This window comes from Hamadaea sp. NPDC051192 (genome assembly GCF_040682475.1).
GTDB classification, from domain to species: Bacteria; Actinomycetota; Actinomycetes; order Mycobacteriales; family Micromonosporaceae; genus Hamadaea; species Hamadaea flava.
The window spans coordinates 13522-27027 of record NZ_JBFBAZ010000110.1; the positions used below are offsets into that span (position 1 = coordinate 13522).

At 67.7% G+C, this 13506-nt stretch carries 14 protein-coding genes; 11 read left to right on the forward strand and 3 right to left on the reverse strand.

The window, feature by feature from the left end; translation table 11 throughout:
* Positions 1-449 precede the first annotated feature (449 nt).
* Positions 450-1040, reverse strand: coding sequence for a TetR/AcrR family transcriptional regulator (locus AB0M47_RS32010; protein ID WP_363420656.1), 591 nt, complete (start codon positions 1038-1040; stop codon positions 450-452).
* A gap of 79 nt (positions 1041-1119) precedes the next feature.
* Between AB0M47_RS32010 and AB0M47_RS32015 the strand changes: the two genes are divergently transcribed.
* The 4 genes from AB0M47_RS32015 to AB0M47_RS32030 all read left to right on the forward strand — a co-directional run bounded on the left by AB0M47_RS32015 (position 1120) and on the right by AB0M47_RS32030 (position 4867).
* Positions 1120-2046, forward strand: a complete 927-nt coding sequence (locus AB0M47_RS32015) for an oxidoreductase (protein ID WP_363420659.1) — start codon at positions 1120-1122, stop codon at positions 2044-2046.
* A gap of 408 nt (positions 2047-2454) precedes the next feature.
* Positions 2455-3228, forward strand: a complete 774-nt coding sequence (locus AB0M47_RS32020; protein WP_363420662.1) for an MBL fold metallo-hydrolase — start codon at positions 2455-2457, stop codon at positions 3226-3228.
* A gap of 49 nt (positions 3229-3277) precedes the next feature.
* Positions 3278-3928, forward strand: coding sequence for an epimerase (locus AB0M47_RS32025; RefSeq protein WP_363420665.1), 651 nt, complete (start codon positions 3278-3280; stop codon positions 3926-3928).
* Positions 3929-4474: 546 nt separating this feature from the next.
* Entirely contained in the window at positions 4475-4867 is a 393-nt protein-coding gene (locus AB0M47_RS32030) for a VOC family protein (protein ID WP_363420668.1), read from the forward strand.
* Positions 4868-5498: 631 nt separating this feature from the next.
* Here AB0M47_RS32030 and AB0M47_RS32035 read toward each other — a convergent pair.
* On the reverse strand, positions 5499-6404 hold the full coding sequence (locus tag AB0M47_RS32035) for a helix-turn-helix transcriptional regulator (protein WP_363420671.1): 906 nt from the start codon (positions 6402-6404) through the stop codon (positions 5499-5501).
* Between the two features lie 170 nt (positions 6405-6574).
* Here AB0M47_RS32035 and AB0M47_RS32040 point away from each other — a divergent pair, with 170 nt between their 5' ends.
* The 3 genes from AB0M47_RS32040 to AB0M47_RS32050 are packed head-to-tail and all read left to right on the forward strand — an operon-like array spanning position 6575 to position 9196.
* On the forward strand, positions 6575-7432 hold the full coding sequence (locus AB0M47_RS32040; RefSeq protein ID WP_363420674.1) for an aldo/keto reductase: 858 nt from the start codon (positions 6575-6577) through the stop codon (positions 7430-7432).
* Positions 7433-7482: 50 nt separating this feature from the next.
* Positions 7483-8466 carry an aldo/keto reductase gene (locus tag AB0M47_RS32045; RefSeq protein ID WP_363420677.1) on the forward strand — a complete coding sequence of 328 codons (984 nt, stop codon included), beginning with the start codon at positions 7483-7485 and terminating at the stop codon, positions 8464-8466.
* A 37-nt stretch (positions 8467-8503) separates the two neighbouring features.
* Positions 8504-9196: a flavodoxin gene (locus AB0M47_RS32050; protein ID WP_363420680.1), complete on the forward strand. Its 693-nt coding sequence runs from the start codon at positions 8504-8506 to the stop codon at positions 9194-9196.
* 1 nt (position 9197) lies between these two features.
* Here AB0M47_RS32050 and AB0M47_RS32055 read toward each other — a convergent pair whose 3' ends face one another.
* Positions 9198-10070, reverse strand: a complete 873-nt coding sequence (locus AB0M47_RS32055) for a helix-turn-helix transcriptional regulator (protein WP_363420682.1) — start codon at positions 10068-10070, stop codon at positions 9198-9200.
* Between the two features lie 147 nt (positions 10071-10217).
* On the opposite strand from AB0M47_RS32055, the gene AB0M47_RS32060 reads away from it, so the two are divergent.
* The 4 genes from AB0M47_RS32060 (at position 10218) to AB0M47_RS32075 (ending at position 13424) form a co-directional block, all read left to right on the forward strand.
* Positions 10218-11645, forward strand: coding sequence for an MFS transporter (locus tag AB0M47_RS32060; protein ID WP_363420685.1), 1428 nt, complete (start codon positions 10218-10220; stop codon positions 11643-11645).
* Positions 11645-11971: a carboxymuconolactone decarboxylase family protein gene (locus AB0M47_RS32065; protein WP_363420688.1), complete on the forward strand. Its 327-nt coding sequence runs from the start codon at positions 11645-11647 to the stop codon at positions 11969-11971. The genes AB0M47_RS32060 and AB0M47_RS32065 overlap by 1 nt, the downstream gene beginning before the upstream one ends.
* Positions 11972-12036: 65 nt before the next feature.
* On the forward strand, positions 12037-13059 hold the full coding sequence (locus AB0M47_RS32070; RefSeq protein ID WP_363420691.1) for a zinc-dependent alcohol dehydrogenase family protein: 1023 nt from the start codon (positions 12037-12039) through the stop codon (positions 13057-13059).
* 32 nt (positions 13060-13091) lie between these two features.
* Positions 13092-13424 (forward strand): cupin domain-containing protein, encoded by a 333-nt coding sequence (locus AB0M47_RS32075; RefSeq protein ID WP_363420694.1) that lies wholly within the window; start codon positions 13092-13094, stop codon positions 13422-13424.
* Positions 13425-13506: the final 82 nt, after the last annotated feature.

A 13506-nucleotide genomic window follows, 5' to 3' on the forward strand; every position in this document is an offset into this window, starting at 1 on the left:
CGCGTACCCAACCGCACGTACCTCTATCTGCCGAGCTGCTCAAACTCGGTCGAGGTGCAGGTCGATCTCCGGGGCGGGATACGTCCCTAAACTTCTCCCCTCGTGGTCACCTGGCGGTAGCGGCTGACCTGCCCGTCGGGTGATGGTGCGGCCACGGTGTCGGCTTGCGGGCCGACACCGTCGGATGCGCAGGCAGGTGATTGGTCTGTTCGCCGGTCCTGATCCTGGAGGCCCAACGTCGGTCAGCTTCGGCGGCGGGTCGATGTTCTTCGGCCTGCTGGTACCGGGTTGGCCCACCGCTGCGATAACGCTGATAGCACGGTCGTGGACTACGGCGCTGCGTTCGAGGGCTGCAAGCGAGGCAGGTGTCTGGTGGAACAGACGCATGTACTGGGGCTGCGCTGGGGTTCGGGCTGCGGCCCGCAGCGGTCCGTGGTATCGCGTCGCTTTCAGGGGGCGAGGCCGCGCAGCGTGAAGGCGATCGTGTCAGTGCGGCTGATCTCGATCTGTTCGGCGGTGAACCCTCCGCTTATCGCGATCGCGGTCATTCCCTGGAGGGTGGCCGTGAGCGGTCCGGTGAGGCTCTCCAGGGATCCGGCGCGGACTTCACCCCGCTGCTGCCCCTCGGCGATCAGGTCTGCGGCCAGGGATCCAAGTCGGTACTTGGCATCACGCAACTCGTCGGGAGCGGTGGTCTCATGTTTGCGGCCGTACATGAGGTCGAGCAGGGCTCCGTTGGCGACGGCGAAATCGAGGTAGGCGCGGGCGAGGGCGTCGAGCCGGTCGGCGAAGACGTCGCCGGCCTCGTCGATCGCCGAGGTCAGGGTGGCGGCGAGCCGGTCGAATCCGTCCAGGGCCAGGGCGTCCAGTAGGGCCTGCTTGCCCTTGAAGTGACGTAGCGGCGCGGCTGAACTTACCCCCGCTTCACGGGCCAGTTCCCGAAGTGACAGCCCTGCGGGGCCCTCGGTGCGCAGGGTCCGTTCGGCGAGGGTCAGCATCGTGGCGCGGAGGTCTCCGTGGTGATAGGGGCGCGACGTCATGATCGCACCTTACCTCGATGTAATCGAAAGCAACATTGTTACTGTTGCTTACTTTGTAAGCGGCGCTTACATTGGGTGCATGGCAAAGACCTCCTCCTGGACCGCCGCTGACCTGCCCGACCTGACCGGCCGCACCGCCGTCGTCACCGGTGCCAGCAGCGGCCTCGGCATCACCACCACCGCCGCCCTGGCCCGCGCCGGTGCCCGCGTCGTGCTCGCCGTGCGTAACATCGACCGCGGCCGGACGGCCGCCGCCTCGATCACCGGCGCCCGCGGCCCCCTGGAAGTCCGCGAACTCGACGTCGCCGACCTGTCCTCGATCTGCCGCTTCGCCGAGACGTGGCAGGGTGACCTCGACCTGCTGATCAACAACGCCGGTGTGATGGCCCTTCCCGAGTCCGCCACTGCCGACGGGTTCGAGACCCAGTTCGCCACGAATCACCTGGGCCCGTTCGCCCTGACCAACCTGCTGCTGCCGCACATCACCGACCGGGTCGTCACCCTGTCGTCCAACGCGCACCGCATCCCGGCGAGCACCAGAATCAACTTCGACAACCCGAACCTGACCGGCGAGTACAACCCGAACCGGGCCTACAGCCAGTCGAAGTTGGCCGTGCTGCTGTTCACCCTGGAGCTGCAGAGCCGCCTCACCGCCGTCGGCTCGCCCGTGCGCGCACTGGCCGCTCATCCCGGTTGGTCACAGACCAACCTGACCAGTGGCGTCACCAGCCCTGTACGGCGCGGCATCATCAACGCCATCAACGCGGTCATCGGCCAGGACAGCACCGCCGGTGCCCTGCCCACGCTGTACGCCGCCGTCGAGGATCTGCCCGGCGGCAGCTACGTCGGCCCCGACGGCAGCGGCGAACGCACCGGCGGACCCACCCTCGTCGGCCGGTCGGAGGCCGCCAGCGACCCCGAATCCGCCCACCGTCTGTGGGCGCTGTCGGAGAAGATGACCGGCATCGGCTTCCCCCAGCGCCTGCGCACTGCTGCCGGCAGCTGAAGGCGTCAGCGGCCCCGCCTTCAACTCGGACGGCGAGCTCGCGAGCTACCGCTAGCCGTCCCGGCCGCTGCCGGTTGCCTGCTCGCCGCAGCGCGACCGATGACACGAAGGCGATCGGCACCGCCGGTGCCTTTCCACCCCCGTTTCGGCAGAGGAACCCAGCGCACATGGATCACCGGCCTCCGTTCGTCTCAACCGCCATCGCACAGCTGGGCGCCACACCGGCCGGTGCTCACCGCGCCCGGCTGCAGCGCTCACCCCAATACTCCGGCGGCCGGTTCCGTAACAGCGTTCCCACCAACACCTCGATCGCACTGACCGCTGTCCCACCAGCCCATACCCCTGGTCAACGACCGGTCAGCCGACTCGGCGGGTCTATACGTCACCTGGCACGGCCACTCCACCGCGATGATCGAGATCGACGGAAGCCGGGTCCTGCTCGACCCGGTGTGGAGCAGGGCCTGCTCGCCGCTGCCGATGCTCGCACCCCACCGGCTGCACGAGCCCCCGATCGCCCTGAGCGAGTTGCCCCGGCCCGATGCCGTGGTCATCTCCCACGACCACTATGACCACCTCGACATGCCGACCATCCAGCAGCTCACGGCCGCCCACCCCACGACGGCGTTCGTGGTTCCGCTGGGGGTCGGGGCACACCTCGCACACTGGGGCGTCCCGCAGTCCCGCATCACCGAACTCGACTGGCACCAGAGCACCCAGGTCGCCGGTATCGAACTCACCGCGACGCCGGCCCGGCACTTCTCCGGCCGAGGGCTGCGCCGTGACCAGACGCTCTGGGCCAGTTGGGTGATCAGCGGGCCCACCCGCAGCGCCTTCTACTCCGGCGACACCGGCTACTTCCCCGGATTCGCCGACATCGGCACCCGCTACGGCCCGTTCGACCTGACACTCATCCAGGTGGGAGCCTACGACCACGACTGGGCCGACGTGCACATGTTCCCCGAGCAGGGCGTCGCCACCCACCTCGACGTCCGCGGTGCTCTGATGATCCCGGTGCACTGGGCCACCTTCGACCTCGCGCCACACCACTGGGCCGAACCCGCCGAACGCACATGGAGAGAAGCCAAAGCCCACGGCATACGCCTCGCCATTCCCCGACCGGGCCAGCGCATCGACGTCGACGCCCCGCCCGAGGTCGAAGCCTGGTGGCACCAGCACCCCTGAACCAGAACGCCCCGACCACATCCCGCCACGGTGAAGGACACCCGACACGATGAAGATCGCCATCTTCGGCGCAACCGGCATGATCGGTCAGGGCGCGCTGCGCGAGAGCCTGCTCGCCTCAGACGTGACCAGCGTCCTCACGATCGGGCGCACCCCCACCGGCCAGCAGCACCCCAAACTTCGGGAGATCACCCACACCGACTTCGGCGACCTCTCACCGATCGCCGTTGACCTCGCCGACGTGGACGCCTGCTTCTTCTGCCTCGGCGTCTCCGCTGTCGGCATGACCGAAGACCAGTACCGGATGATCACCTATGACATCACCCTCACCGCCGCCCGCACACTCGCGGCCGTCAACCCCGGCACGACCTTCCTCTACATCTCTGGAGCCGGAGTCGGCAACTCCCGCCTGATGTGGGCACGCGTCAAGAGCGAGACCGAACGGGCGCTGCTTGACCTGCCGCTACAGGCGTACATGTTCCGCCCGGCGCTGATCCTGCCGATGCACGGCATCGCCGCCCGCGACCGCCTCTACCGCACCTTCTACAAGCTCCTCGTCCCCGCCGCCGGAGTCCTGCAACGAGCTTTCCCCGGCGGCGTCACCACCACCGACAAGCTCGGCCGGGCGATGCTCAACACCGCCCGCAGGCCCGGGACTGAACGCGTCCTGGAGAACCAGGCCATCAATCAGCTCGCCTGACAAGCAGTGCCAATTGGATGAGCGCCGCCGTGCTCCTAGCCGTACTGAACGCAGTGTTCGGGCGCTTCGGGACCTTCCGCCCGCTGTGGACCCGCATTGCTGGCTGGCGTACCCGGGGAGTCTGCCGGTGGGAGCAGGTTGGTGCCCAACCTTGGCCACCTCAGCCCGGCCCAAACGCGCCCCGAAACGTGGACACGTGGAGTTCCTGAGCAGCGCAGACGCTGGTCGAGGTGCAGGCCAATCTCCAGGGCGGGATACATCCCTAAACTGCTCCCCGTCGGGACGCCTAGCGATAGCCGCTGACCTGCCAATCGGCACCGGACCGACATGATCAAGTATCGGCCCGAGGGGTGACCGTCGCTGGGTTGACGCCTCCCTAACCTGCTCCCTTGCGCCTCAAAGCCCATACGGGCCGGGATCGGGGAGCTGAAAGGCGATCTGGCCTGCTACGTCCGCTCATGCCGATGACAGGAAGTTCCGCCTCGAAACCGTCGTGGCGTCCGGTCCGGCTCATCGGACGACGTCGGGTGTGGAAGGATCTGAGTCATGAATCCGGTGATATCGGTGATGCTGGCGGTCGCGGACGCCGACGAGGCCGCGCGCTGGTACGAGCAGGCGTTGGGCGCGCGCCAGCTGTGGAACGTTGGTGGTGTGGTCGGGCTCGAAGTCGAAGGTGCGCCGTTCTTCCTGGGGCAGCCTGAGGGCAATGGCTGGGATACCCCGACCGTCCTGGGCAACCGGACCGTGCGCATCGAGGTGTTCGTCGACGACCCCGACACCTTCATTGCTCGCGCGGCGAACGCGGGCGCGGATGGCAGCGTTGACGTCATTCGAGACCACCAGACCCCGTGGGGCACGCATCGCCAGGGCGGCTTCATCGATCCATACGGCCACCTGTGGCTCGTTGGTGATCGGTCGCCGCTCAGCTCTCATCCGTGACCCGCACTCGGCGCGCCTGATCCTTGGCGGACGCCGCCGGGACGTTGATTCGTGCCCAAGTCAGCTGCAATACCGGATCTGCCGCGAAGCGTGCACCGGCGGGCTGATCGTAATAGGAGCGATGACCCTCTTCGTCAACTAAAGCGAGGGGCGCAGGTTCGTGCCGAACGACCGCAACGTCCTCGACAGCCGAAACGCGGCCTCAAGCGCAGAGGACTACCGCCTCTGAACAGGTTAAACACGTTCGAGGTGTAGGCCAATCTCCAGGGCGGGATACATCCCCAAACTGCTCCATAAGATTGTTGAGGTCTGGGGTTGGTGCCTCGGATGCCCGGGACGGCGGGGTGTGGCTAAGACTGCTTGCCTCGGGGGAGTGGCCGCCTCGCCGTTAGTGGACGCCCACGAGCCGAGGGAAAGATCCACACCCAGGCGCTGATCGCTCTGGCTCGACAGCTGGGCCTTGCTGCGCGACGGCCGCGATTTCCACTGCTCACCATCCGTCAGCACCGCCGTAGCTTGACAACGTCATTGAGACTCCCCATCGGGCCGCCTGGCGCTAGCGGTTGACCTGCCCATCGGGTAGGTCAACCGCGCTGTGACCGGCCGGTTGTCGCTGATCGACGCGCGGCCGTCAGTTGGGTGTATTGCCGTGACTCGCGCGACCCGGTCGGCCCTGGTCGCCGGCGGTGGTTTCTGTGTCGCTCCAGCTGGCGAGGAATGCGAGTGCTTGTGCGGTGGGGCTGGCGGGCTCGCACGTGTAGGTGATGATCGTCAGATCGGGGTCGCCGGGTAGTTGGAGGGCCTCGCCGGTGAGTTCGAGGTCGCCTGCGACCGGGTGGTGCATGGTCTTGGTGGCGGTGTGGTGCAGTTTCACGTTGTGGGTGGCCCACCAGGTGCGGAATGGCTCGCTGCGGGTGGACAGCTCGCCGACGAGGTCGGTGAGGTTGCGGTCGTAGGGGTTGCGCCCGGCGTAGGTGCGTAAGGCGGCGGCGCAGTCGGCGGCGATGGTCGGCCATTGCGGGTAGAAGTCTTGGGCGCGGCGGTCGAGGAAGAGGTAGCGGGCGAGGTTGAAGCCGGTGCCGCTGCCGAAGGCGTCGGCGAACAATGCTCGGCCGAGCCGGTTGGTGGCCAGGATGTCCATGCGCCCGTTGCGGACGTATGCGGGGGCCTGGATGGTGTCGAGGATGCGTTGCACGCCCTGACGTACCGATGTCCGGTTCTGTGGCTTGCGGGCGGGGTGTCCAGCAGTGGGAGCGTTGGCGGTTTCGGCCAGGTCGAACAGATGGAGGCGCTCTGCTTCGTCGAGTTGCAGGGCGCGGGTGAGGGCTTCGAGCACCGAGTGGGAGACGCCGGTGAGGTTGCCGCGTTCCAGCCGGGTGTAGTAGTCGGTGCTCATCCCGGCCAGCATGGCGACCTCTTCGCGGCGCAAGCCCTTGACGCGTCGCCGTCCGCCGAACAGTGGCACCCCGGCCTGCTCAGGGGTCAAGCGTTCGCGGCGGCTGCTGAGGAAGTCGCGCACCTCGCTGCGGGTGTCCATGTCTTGACCGTACGGGCCTGCCCGGGGTGCGAGGGAGGGTCTGGCATTACCGGGTAAGACCGTCACTGCCTACCCGCGCGGAACTGCGGTTGGCTGGAGTCAGGCAGGCAACCAGTCAGTCAGCGACCCGTTAGGGCTGGTAGCGGCCACTCGCACCGACGGAGGAAGTCATGGCAGCGCAGACCCGATTGATCACCCTCAACAACGGCGTCCAGATGCCCATCCTGGGCTTCGGCGTCTTCCAGGTCCCGGACGAGCAGACCGAGCAGGTCGTCGCCGACGCTCTGGCGGCCGGCTACCGGGCCATCGACACCGCCGCCTCGTACGGCAACGAGGAGGCGGTCGGCCGGGCGATCGCCGCCAGCGGCATCCCACGCGAGGAGCTGTTCATCACCACGAAGATGTGGATCCAGCACACCGGCGAGGACACCGCCCGGCGGGAGTTCGACAAGTCACTGAAGAAGCTCGGCGTGGACTACCTGGACCTGTACCTGATCCACCAGCCGATGGGTGACTACTACAGCTCCTGGCACACGATGCAGAAGCTGTACGGCGAGGGTCTGGCCAAGGCGATCGGCGTGTCGAACTTCTACCCCGACCGGCTGGTCAACCTGATCACGCACAACGACGTCGTCCCGGCGGTCAACCAGATCGAGACGCACCCGTTCTTCCAGCGCCACGCTGACCAGGAAGTCATGCGCGGGTACGGCGTGCAGATCGAGTCGTGGGGGCCCTTCGCCGAGGGCAAGAACGACCTGTTCACCAACCCGGTCCTGACCGAGATCGCCGACGCGCACGGCAAGTCCGTCGCCCAGGTGGTGCTGCGTTGGCTGACCCAGCGCGATGTCGTGGTGATCCCGAAGTCGGTACGCCCGGACCGGATGGCGCAGAACCTGGCCATCTTCGACTTCGAGCTGTCCGACGACGAGATGGCCCGCATCGGCGAGCTGGACACGGGCAAGAGCATGTTCTTCGACCACCGCGACCCGGAGATGGTCAAGTGGCTCGGCGGGCGGCGCGTCGACTGACGCCCCCGCCGCACCGCTCCAACACCAGCCCTATCGAGGAAGGAAGTCTTATGCGTACCGCGCATCTCGGGAACCTGGAAGTGTCGCGGATCGGCCTCGGCGCGATGGGCATGTCCCACGGCTATACGGGTGCCGGAACCGACGACGCCGAAGCTGTCCGCACCATCCACCGCGCTCTCGATCTCGGTGTCACCCTGATCGACACCGCCGAGATCTACGGCCCGTACACCAACGAAGAACTCGTCGGCCGGGCGCTCAAAGGCCGCCGCGAGCAGGCGGTGGTGGCCACCAAGTTCGGCCTCGTCGCCCACGACGGCCGCGGCTCGTGGACCCTCGACAGCAGCCCGGCCAACATCCGCACCGCTGTCGAGGGCTCCCTGCGACGTCTGGACACGGACTACATCGACCTCTACTACCAGCACCGCGTCGACCCGAACACGCCGATCGAGGACACCATCGGCGCGCTCGCCGACCTGGTCCGGCAGGGCAAGATCCGCCACATCGGGCTGTCGGAAGCCTGGACCGACACCATGCGCCGCGCTCACGCCGTGCACCCGATCACCGCCCTGCAGTCGGAGTACTCGCTGTGGACCCGCGACCAGGAACAACTCCTGCCGCTACTCCGTGAACTCGGCATCGGGCTGGTGGCGTACTCGCCGCTCGGACATGGCTTCCTCACCGGCACCCTGCGTACCGCCGCCGACATCGAACGCCTCGACGACAGCGACTTCCGCAAGAACAACCCACGCTTCACCGGCGAGAACTTCGCGCGTAACCTGCGTATCGCCGACCAAGTGCAGGCCGTGGCCGACCAGATCGGCGCCACCCCGGCCCAGGTCGCCCTCGCCTGGCTGTTGAGCAAGGGCGACGACATCGTTCCGATCCCCGGCACCAAACGCGTCCACCGCGTCGAAGAGAACGCGGCTGCCCACGCCATCACGTTGACCGCCGAGCAGATCACCGTCCTAGACGGCCTCACGCCAGCCGAAGGCGGCCACCACACCGACGCCCAGATGCAGATGATCGAGCGCTAGTGGCTCCTCATCTACGACCAGCGAGCAGGAGGTCGACATGCCCGCCGATGTTCTGGCATTACGAAGACGACCGCTGCTGCGCCTGGCCGGGCTGGCGATGATCGGTGCCGTGACCGGCAACGCCCTCACCGGCTGTGACCCCGACACCTCTGGCACACCGACGACCAGCCCCGAACCCAGCAACACCGCCCGACCAGCCAAGCGCCCGAAGGTGCTGCTGGCCTACTTCTCCCGCGCCGGCTGGAACTACCACGACGGCGCACGCAGGTACCTGCAGACCGGCAACACCGAAGTGCTCGCAGGCACCATCAGGGATCTGATCGGCTGCGACGTCCACCGCATCGAAGCCGCCGACCCCTACTCCGATGACTACGACGACACCGTCGCGCGAAACGTACGCGAGCAGAACGCCGACGCCCGCCCGGCCATCGCCAACCCGCTGGCGTCCATCGCCCAGTACGACACCATCCTGCTGGCCAGCGCCATCTGGAACGTCCGCGCACCCATGATCATGTCAACCTTCGCCGACAGCTACGACTTCACCGGCAAGACCGTCCATCCCATCACCACCTACGCCATGAGCGGCCTCGGCACCACCGAACGCGACTACGCCGCCTCCTGTCGCGGCGCCAGCGTCGCCGATGGGCTCGCCGTCCGAGGCGAAGAAGTCAACAACGCCCGCCCTGCCGTAGAGACGTGGCTGAAGGAACACGACCTGCTCGCGAGATGAGTTACTTTTCAGCTGGTTGTCCGATGTACTGGTCGCTGGTGGCTGCCCAGCTGGCCAGAAGCCTCAGTCCGTCGTACGACGGGGTACCGGGTTCGGCGCTGTAGGCGGTGAGGGTAAGGCCGGGGTCGGCGGGCAGCGGCATGGACTCGAAGTGGAGTACGAGTTCGCCGACGGCAGGGTGGTGGAACCGTTTGGTGCCGGTTTGGTGCAGCCTGACGTTGTGGGCGGCCCAGCGGGTGCGAAAGTCGTCGCTGCGGGTCGACAGTTCGCCGACGAGGTCGGTGAGGTCCTTGTTATAGGGGTCGCGTCCTGCCTCTGTTCGCAGCAGGTTGACGGTGACGTTGGCTGAGTCGTCCCAGTCGGGGTAGAAGGTGACCGACCGGGGGTCGAGGAAGCGGAAGCGGGCGAGGTTGACCGGACGGGCGGGGGTGTCGAACGCGGGCGCGTAAAGCGCCTGGCCGAGCTGGTTGACTGCGAGGATGTCCAGGCGGCCGTTGCGGACGAACGCTGGTGCGTCGGTCATCGCGTCGAGCAGTTGCTGGACGCCTGGGCGGATCTGCTGGGAGGGTCGGCGGCGCGGCCGGGAACTGGTGTTGGCGGCGCGGGCGAGGTCGAACAGGTGCTCGCGTTCGGCGTCGTCGAGTTGCAGTGCGCGGGCGATGGCTTCCAGGACGCTGTCGGAGACGCCGGTGAGGTTGCCGCGTTCCAGCCGGGTGTAGTAATCGGGGCTGACCCCGGCGAGGAGGGCGACCTCGGCGCGGCGCAGGCCGGGTACGCGGCGGGTGCCGCCGTAGTTCGGCAATCCAGCCTCCGCAGGGCTGATCTTGGCGCGGCGGGTGGCCAGAAACTCGCGTACGTCGTCCCTACTGTCCATGCCCTTCACGCTACGTCCGGTTCCGGGCGGCTGAGGGGGTCTGTCATTACCTGCTTCGCCGCGCCCTCCCTCCGTGCCGCTGGCCGGGGTTTCCTGGCAGATATGCAAGGTACTAAGCCTGGAACGGGCCACCTGCGGGAAGGCGACATGATGCGATCACCGGCCGCCTCGGCGGTGCAGCGGACCGCAGACGCCAGCCGGATACCTGTGGTGCTGGCAGGCCGCACGCTGGCGGTGGCGTCGGCGGGGACGCTGCTGGTGTTGCTGGCGTTCACGGTGCCGCTGGCCACGCTGTCGGCTACGGCGGCGGACCTGACCGCCGGGCCGGGTGCACAGGCGTGGATCTTGTCGTCGATGAGTATCGGCTGCGCGGCGGCCCTGCTGGGCAGCGGCGCGGTCGGCGATGACTACGGCCGCCGTCGGATGTTCGTGGCCGGGTCGCTCCTGTTGGCAGTGGGCTCGGTGCTCGGTGCGCTGGCACCCTCGGCCTGGGTGCTGGTAGTGGCCCGGATCGTCCAGGGCTTGGGCGGAGCGGCGGTGATGGCCTGCGGGCTCGGGCTTGTTGGTCACGTCTACCCGACGGGTCCGGATCGGGCTCGGGCGACCGCGGTGTGGGGTGCCGCGCTCGGGGCGGGCGTTGCGGTCGGCCCTTTCATGGCGGTGGCTGCTCAGGCGGTGTCCGGGTGGCGGCTGGCGTACTGGCTGGCGGCGCTTGGAGCGCTGTTGTTGGCGCTGAGTGGTCATCGCCGGCTGGCCGAGTCGCGGTCGGCCTCGCCTCGGCGGGTCGACGTGGCGGGTATGGCGCTGCTCGGGCTCGGGCTGACTGTGCTGCTGGCCGGTTTGATCGAGGGACGTACGGGCTGGACTCGCCCGATCACCGTCAGCCTGCTGGTGGGCGGTATTGCGCTGATCGTCGGGTTCGCCGTCGTTGAGCGGCGGTCGGCGAGCCCGATGCTCGACCTCGGGCTGCTGCGCCGCCCAGACTTCGTCGCGGCCACGGTTGCGGCGCTGGCGGCCGGTGCCGGGGTGCTGGCCCTGATGTCGTTCACCCCGACGCTGGTCGAACGGGGCCTGGGCGGCAGCGCGCTGGCCGGGGTGTCGGCGATGTTCGCCTGGTCCGGTCTGTCGGCGGTGACAGCCCTGGCCGCCCGGTGGCTGCCCGCCTGGATCACCGCACGGGCGCAGCTGATCGGCGGGCTGCTCGGCTGTGCCGTCGGCCAGTTGGCGGTGCTGGGCCTGCACCCGGGTAGTTCGATCGCCAGGCTCCTGCTGGGCCTGCTGATTGCGGGGGCCGCCAACGGCATCCTCAACGCCGCGCTCGGAAGGCAGGCCGTGGCCAGTGTGCCGGCCGATCGAGCGGCGATGGGAAGCGGAGCCAACAACACCGCCCGCTACGTCGGCTCGGCCATCGGTCTGGCCGTCGTCACGGTGATCATCACCCACGCCGCCTCCGCAAACGGCACGGCCGGGCTGATGTCGGGCTGGAACACCGCCGCCGCCATCACTGCCGGTTTCACACTGCTGGGCCTGGCCATCGTGATCTTCACCCGGCCACAACGACGAAGGAGCAAATGATGTCTAAGGATCGGCAGCCTTCGGGCGCCCAGAAGATGCTCGGGGACTTCGCGCCCGCGCTGGTGCATTACACCGACGAGGTGCTGTTCGGGCAGGTATGGGAGCGGACCGAACTCGCCGCCCGCGACCGCAGCCTCATCACGGTGGCCGCGCTGCTGACGGCCGGCAACACCGAGCAGCTGACCTTTCACCTCGACTACGCCAAACGCAACGGCGTGACTGAGACCGAACTGATCGAGGCCATCACCCACCTGGCGTTCTACGCCGGTTGGCCCAAGGCGATGTCCGCGATGGCCGTCGCCAAGCAAGTCTTCTCCCCCGACTGACAATCAGCCGCCGACACCGGCGTGCCGCAAGTACAACTTCACCACCTGCGGAAGGATCATGCATCATGCGAGGCGCAATCTTGTACGCCCCCGGCGACGTCCGCGTCGAGACCCGCGACGACCCGAAGATCGAAAAGCCGACCGACGCCGTCATCCGCGTCATCGCGGCCTGCGTATGCGGTTCGGACCTGTGGCCCTACCGTGGCATTGAAGCCGTCGCCGGGCCAACGCCGATGGGGCACGAGTACGTCGGCATCGTCGAAGAGGTCGGCGCAGACGTATCCCAGATCCAGCCGGGCCAGTTCGTCGTCGGCTCGTTCTTCGCCTCCGACAACACCTGCGACATCTGCAAGGCCGGGTACCAGTCCGCCTGCGTGCACCGCGAGTACGTCGGCGCCGGCGGCGCCCAGGCCGACCTCCTGCGAGTTCCGCTCGCAGACGGCACCCTCGTCGCCACCGCCGAACGTCCCGAAGAGGACCTGATTCCCAGTCTGCTGGCCGCCTCCGACGTGATGGGCACCGGCTGGTTCGGTGCCGTCGCCGCCGACGTCCGACCGGGCAAGACCGTCGCCGTCGTCGGAGACGGAGCCGTCGGCCTGCTCGCCGTCCTGGCCGCCAAGCAACTCGGTGCCGAGCGGATCATCGCGATGAGCCGCCACGCCGACCGGCAGAAGCTCGCGCTCGAATACGGGGCCACCGACCTCGTCACCGAACGCGGCGACGACGGCGTCGCACGAATCAAAGACCTCACCGACGGCCTCGGCGCCCACAGCGTGATCGAGGCGGTCGGCACGCAGGAGTCGATGATGCAGGCCATCCACTCCACCCGCCCCGGCGGGCATGTCGGCTACGTCGGCGTCGCCCACGGCATCCAGCTGCCCGGCGAGGAACTGTTCTACACCCACGTGCACCTGCACGGAGGACCCGCACCGGTACGCCGGTTCCTGCCCGAACTCGTCGACCTGATCACCAACCGCACGATCGACCCCGGCAAGGTCTTCGACCTCACCCTGCCCCTCGGCCAGGCCGCCGAAGGCTACCGGGCGATGGACGAACGCCGCGCTATCAAGGCACTGCTGCGTCCCTGAACCGCCAACACACCTGCAAGGAGCACATGAACATGGAACTCAAACCCGTAGCCAACACCGTAAAGACGCCAGCGCAGAGCTTCACGGGCGATGTCTACCTGACACCCATATACAGCGGCACCACGCCGTCGCGAATGACCGTCGCGCTCGTCCGGTTCACCCCGGGCGCACGTACCAACTGGCACTCCCACGCCGTTGGTCAGACCCTGCACATCACCGAAGGCGTCGGCCTGGTCGGCACCCGGGACGGCAACGTGATCCGCGTACGCGCTGGAGACACCGTGACCTGCCCGCCCGACGAGGAGCACTGGCATGGTGCCGCGGCCAACACCTTCATGAGCCACCTGGCCATGCTAGTGGTGTGACATGAAACGTTGACCCGGTAATCGGATCGATGTGACTATATCGATGTTTGTGGTTTCTGTGTTGAGTGCGCGGAGGTATCCG

Bases quoted from the DNA above. Each gene is read 5' to 3' on its own strand.
- AB0M47_RS32075 (WP_363420694.1), top strand. From the start codon at position 13,092: ATGGAACTCAAACCCGTAGCCAACACCGTAAAGACGCCAGCGCAGAGC.
- AB0M47_RS32055 (WP_363420682.1), bottom strand. From the start codon at position 10,070: ATGGACAGTAGGGACGACGTACGCGAGTTTCTGGCCACCCGCCGCGCC.
- AB0M47_RS32020 (WP_363420662.1), top strand. From the start codon at position 2,455: ATGATCGAGATCGACGGAAGCCGGGTCCTGCTCGACCCGGTGTGGAGC.
- AB0M47_RS32015 (WP_363420659.1), top strand. From the start codon at position 1,120: ATGGCAAAGACCTCCTCCTGGACCGCCGCTGACCTGCCCGACCTGACC.
- AB0M47_RS32050 (WP_363420680.1), top strand. From the start codon at position 8,504: ATGCCCGCCGATGTTCTGGCATTACGAAGACGACCGCTGCTGCGCCTG.
- AB0M47_RS32025 (WP_363420665.1), top strand. From the start codon at position 3,278: ATGAAGATCGCCATCTTCGGCGCAACCGGCATGATCGGTCAGGGCGCG.
- AB0M47_RS32070 (WP_363420691.1), top strand. From the start codon at position 12,037: ATGCGAGGCGCAATCTTGTACGCCCCCGGCGACGTCCGCGTCGAGACC.
- AB0M47_RS32060 (WP_363420685.1), top strand. From the start codon at position 10,218: ATGATGCGATCACCGGCCGCCTCGGCGGTGCAGCGGACCGCAGACGCC.
- AB0M47_RS32065 (WP_363420688.1), top strand. From the start codon at position 11,645: ATGTCTAAGGATCGGCAGCCTTCGGGCGCCCAGAAGATGCTCGGGGAC.
- AB0M47_RS32035 (WP_363420671.1), bottom strand. From the start codon at position 6,404: ATGGACACCCGCAGCGAGGTGCGCGACTTCCTCAGCAGCCGCCGCGAA.
- AB0M47_RS32030 (WP_363420668.1), top strand. From the start codon at position 4,475: ATGAATCCGGTGATATCGGTGATGCTGGCGGTCGCGGACGCCGACGAG.
- AB0M47_RS32010 (WP_363420656.1), bottom strand. From the start codon at position 1,040: ATGACGTCGCGCCCCTATCACCACGGAGACCTCCGCGCCACGATGCTG.
- AB0M47_RS32045 (WP_363420677.1), top strand. From the start codon at position 7,483: ATGCGTACCGCGCATCTCGGGAACCTGGAAGTGTCGCGGATCGGCCTC.
- AB0M47_RS32040 (WP_363420674.1), top strand. From the start codon at position 6,575: ATGGCAGCGCAGACCCGATTGATCACCCTCAACAACGGCGTCCAGATG.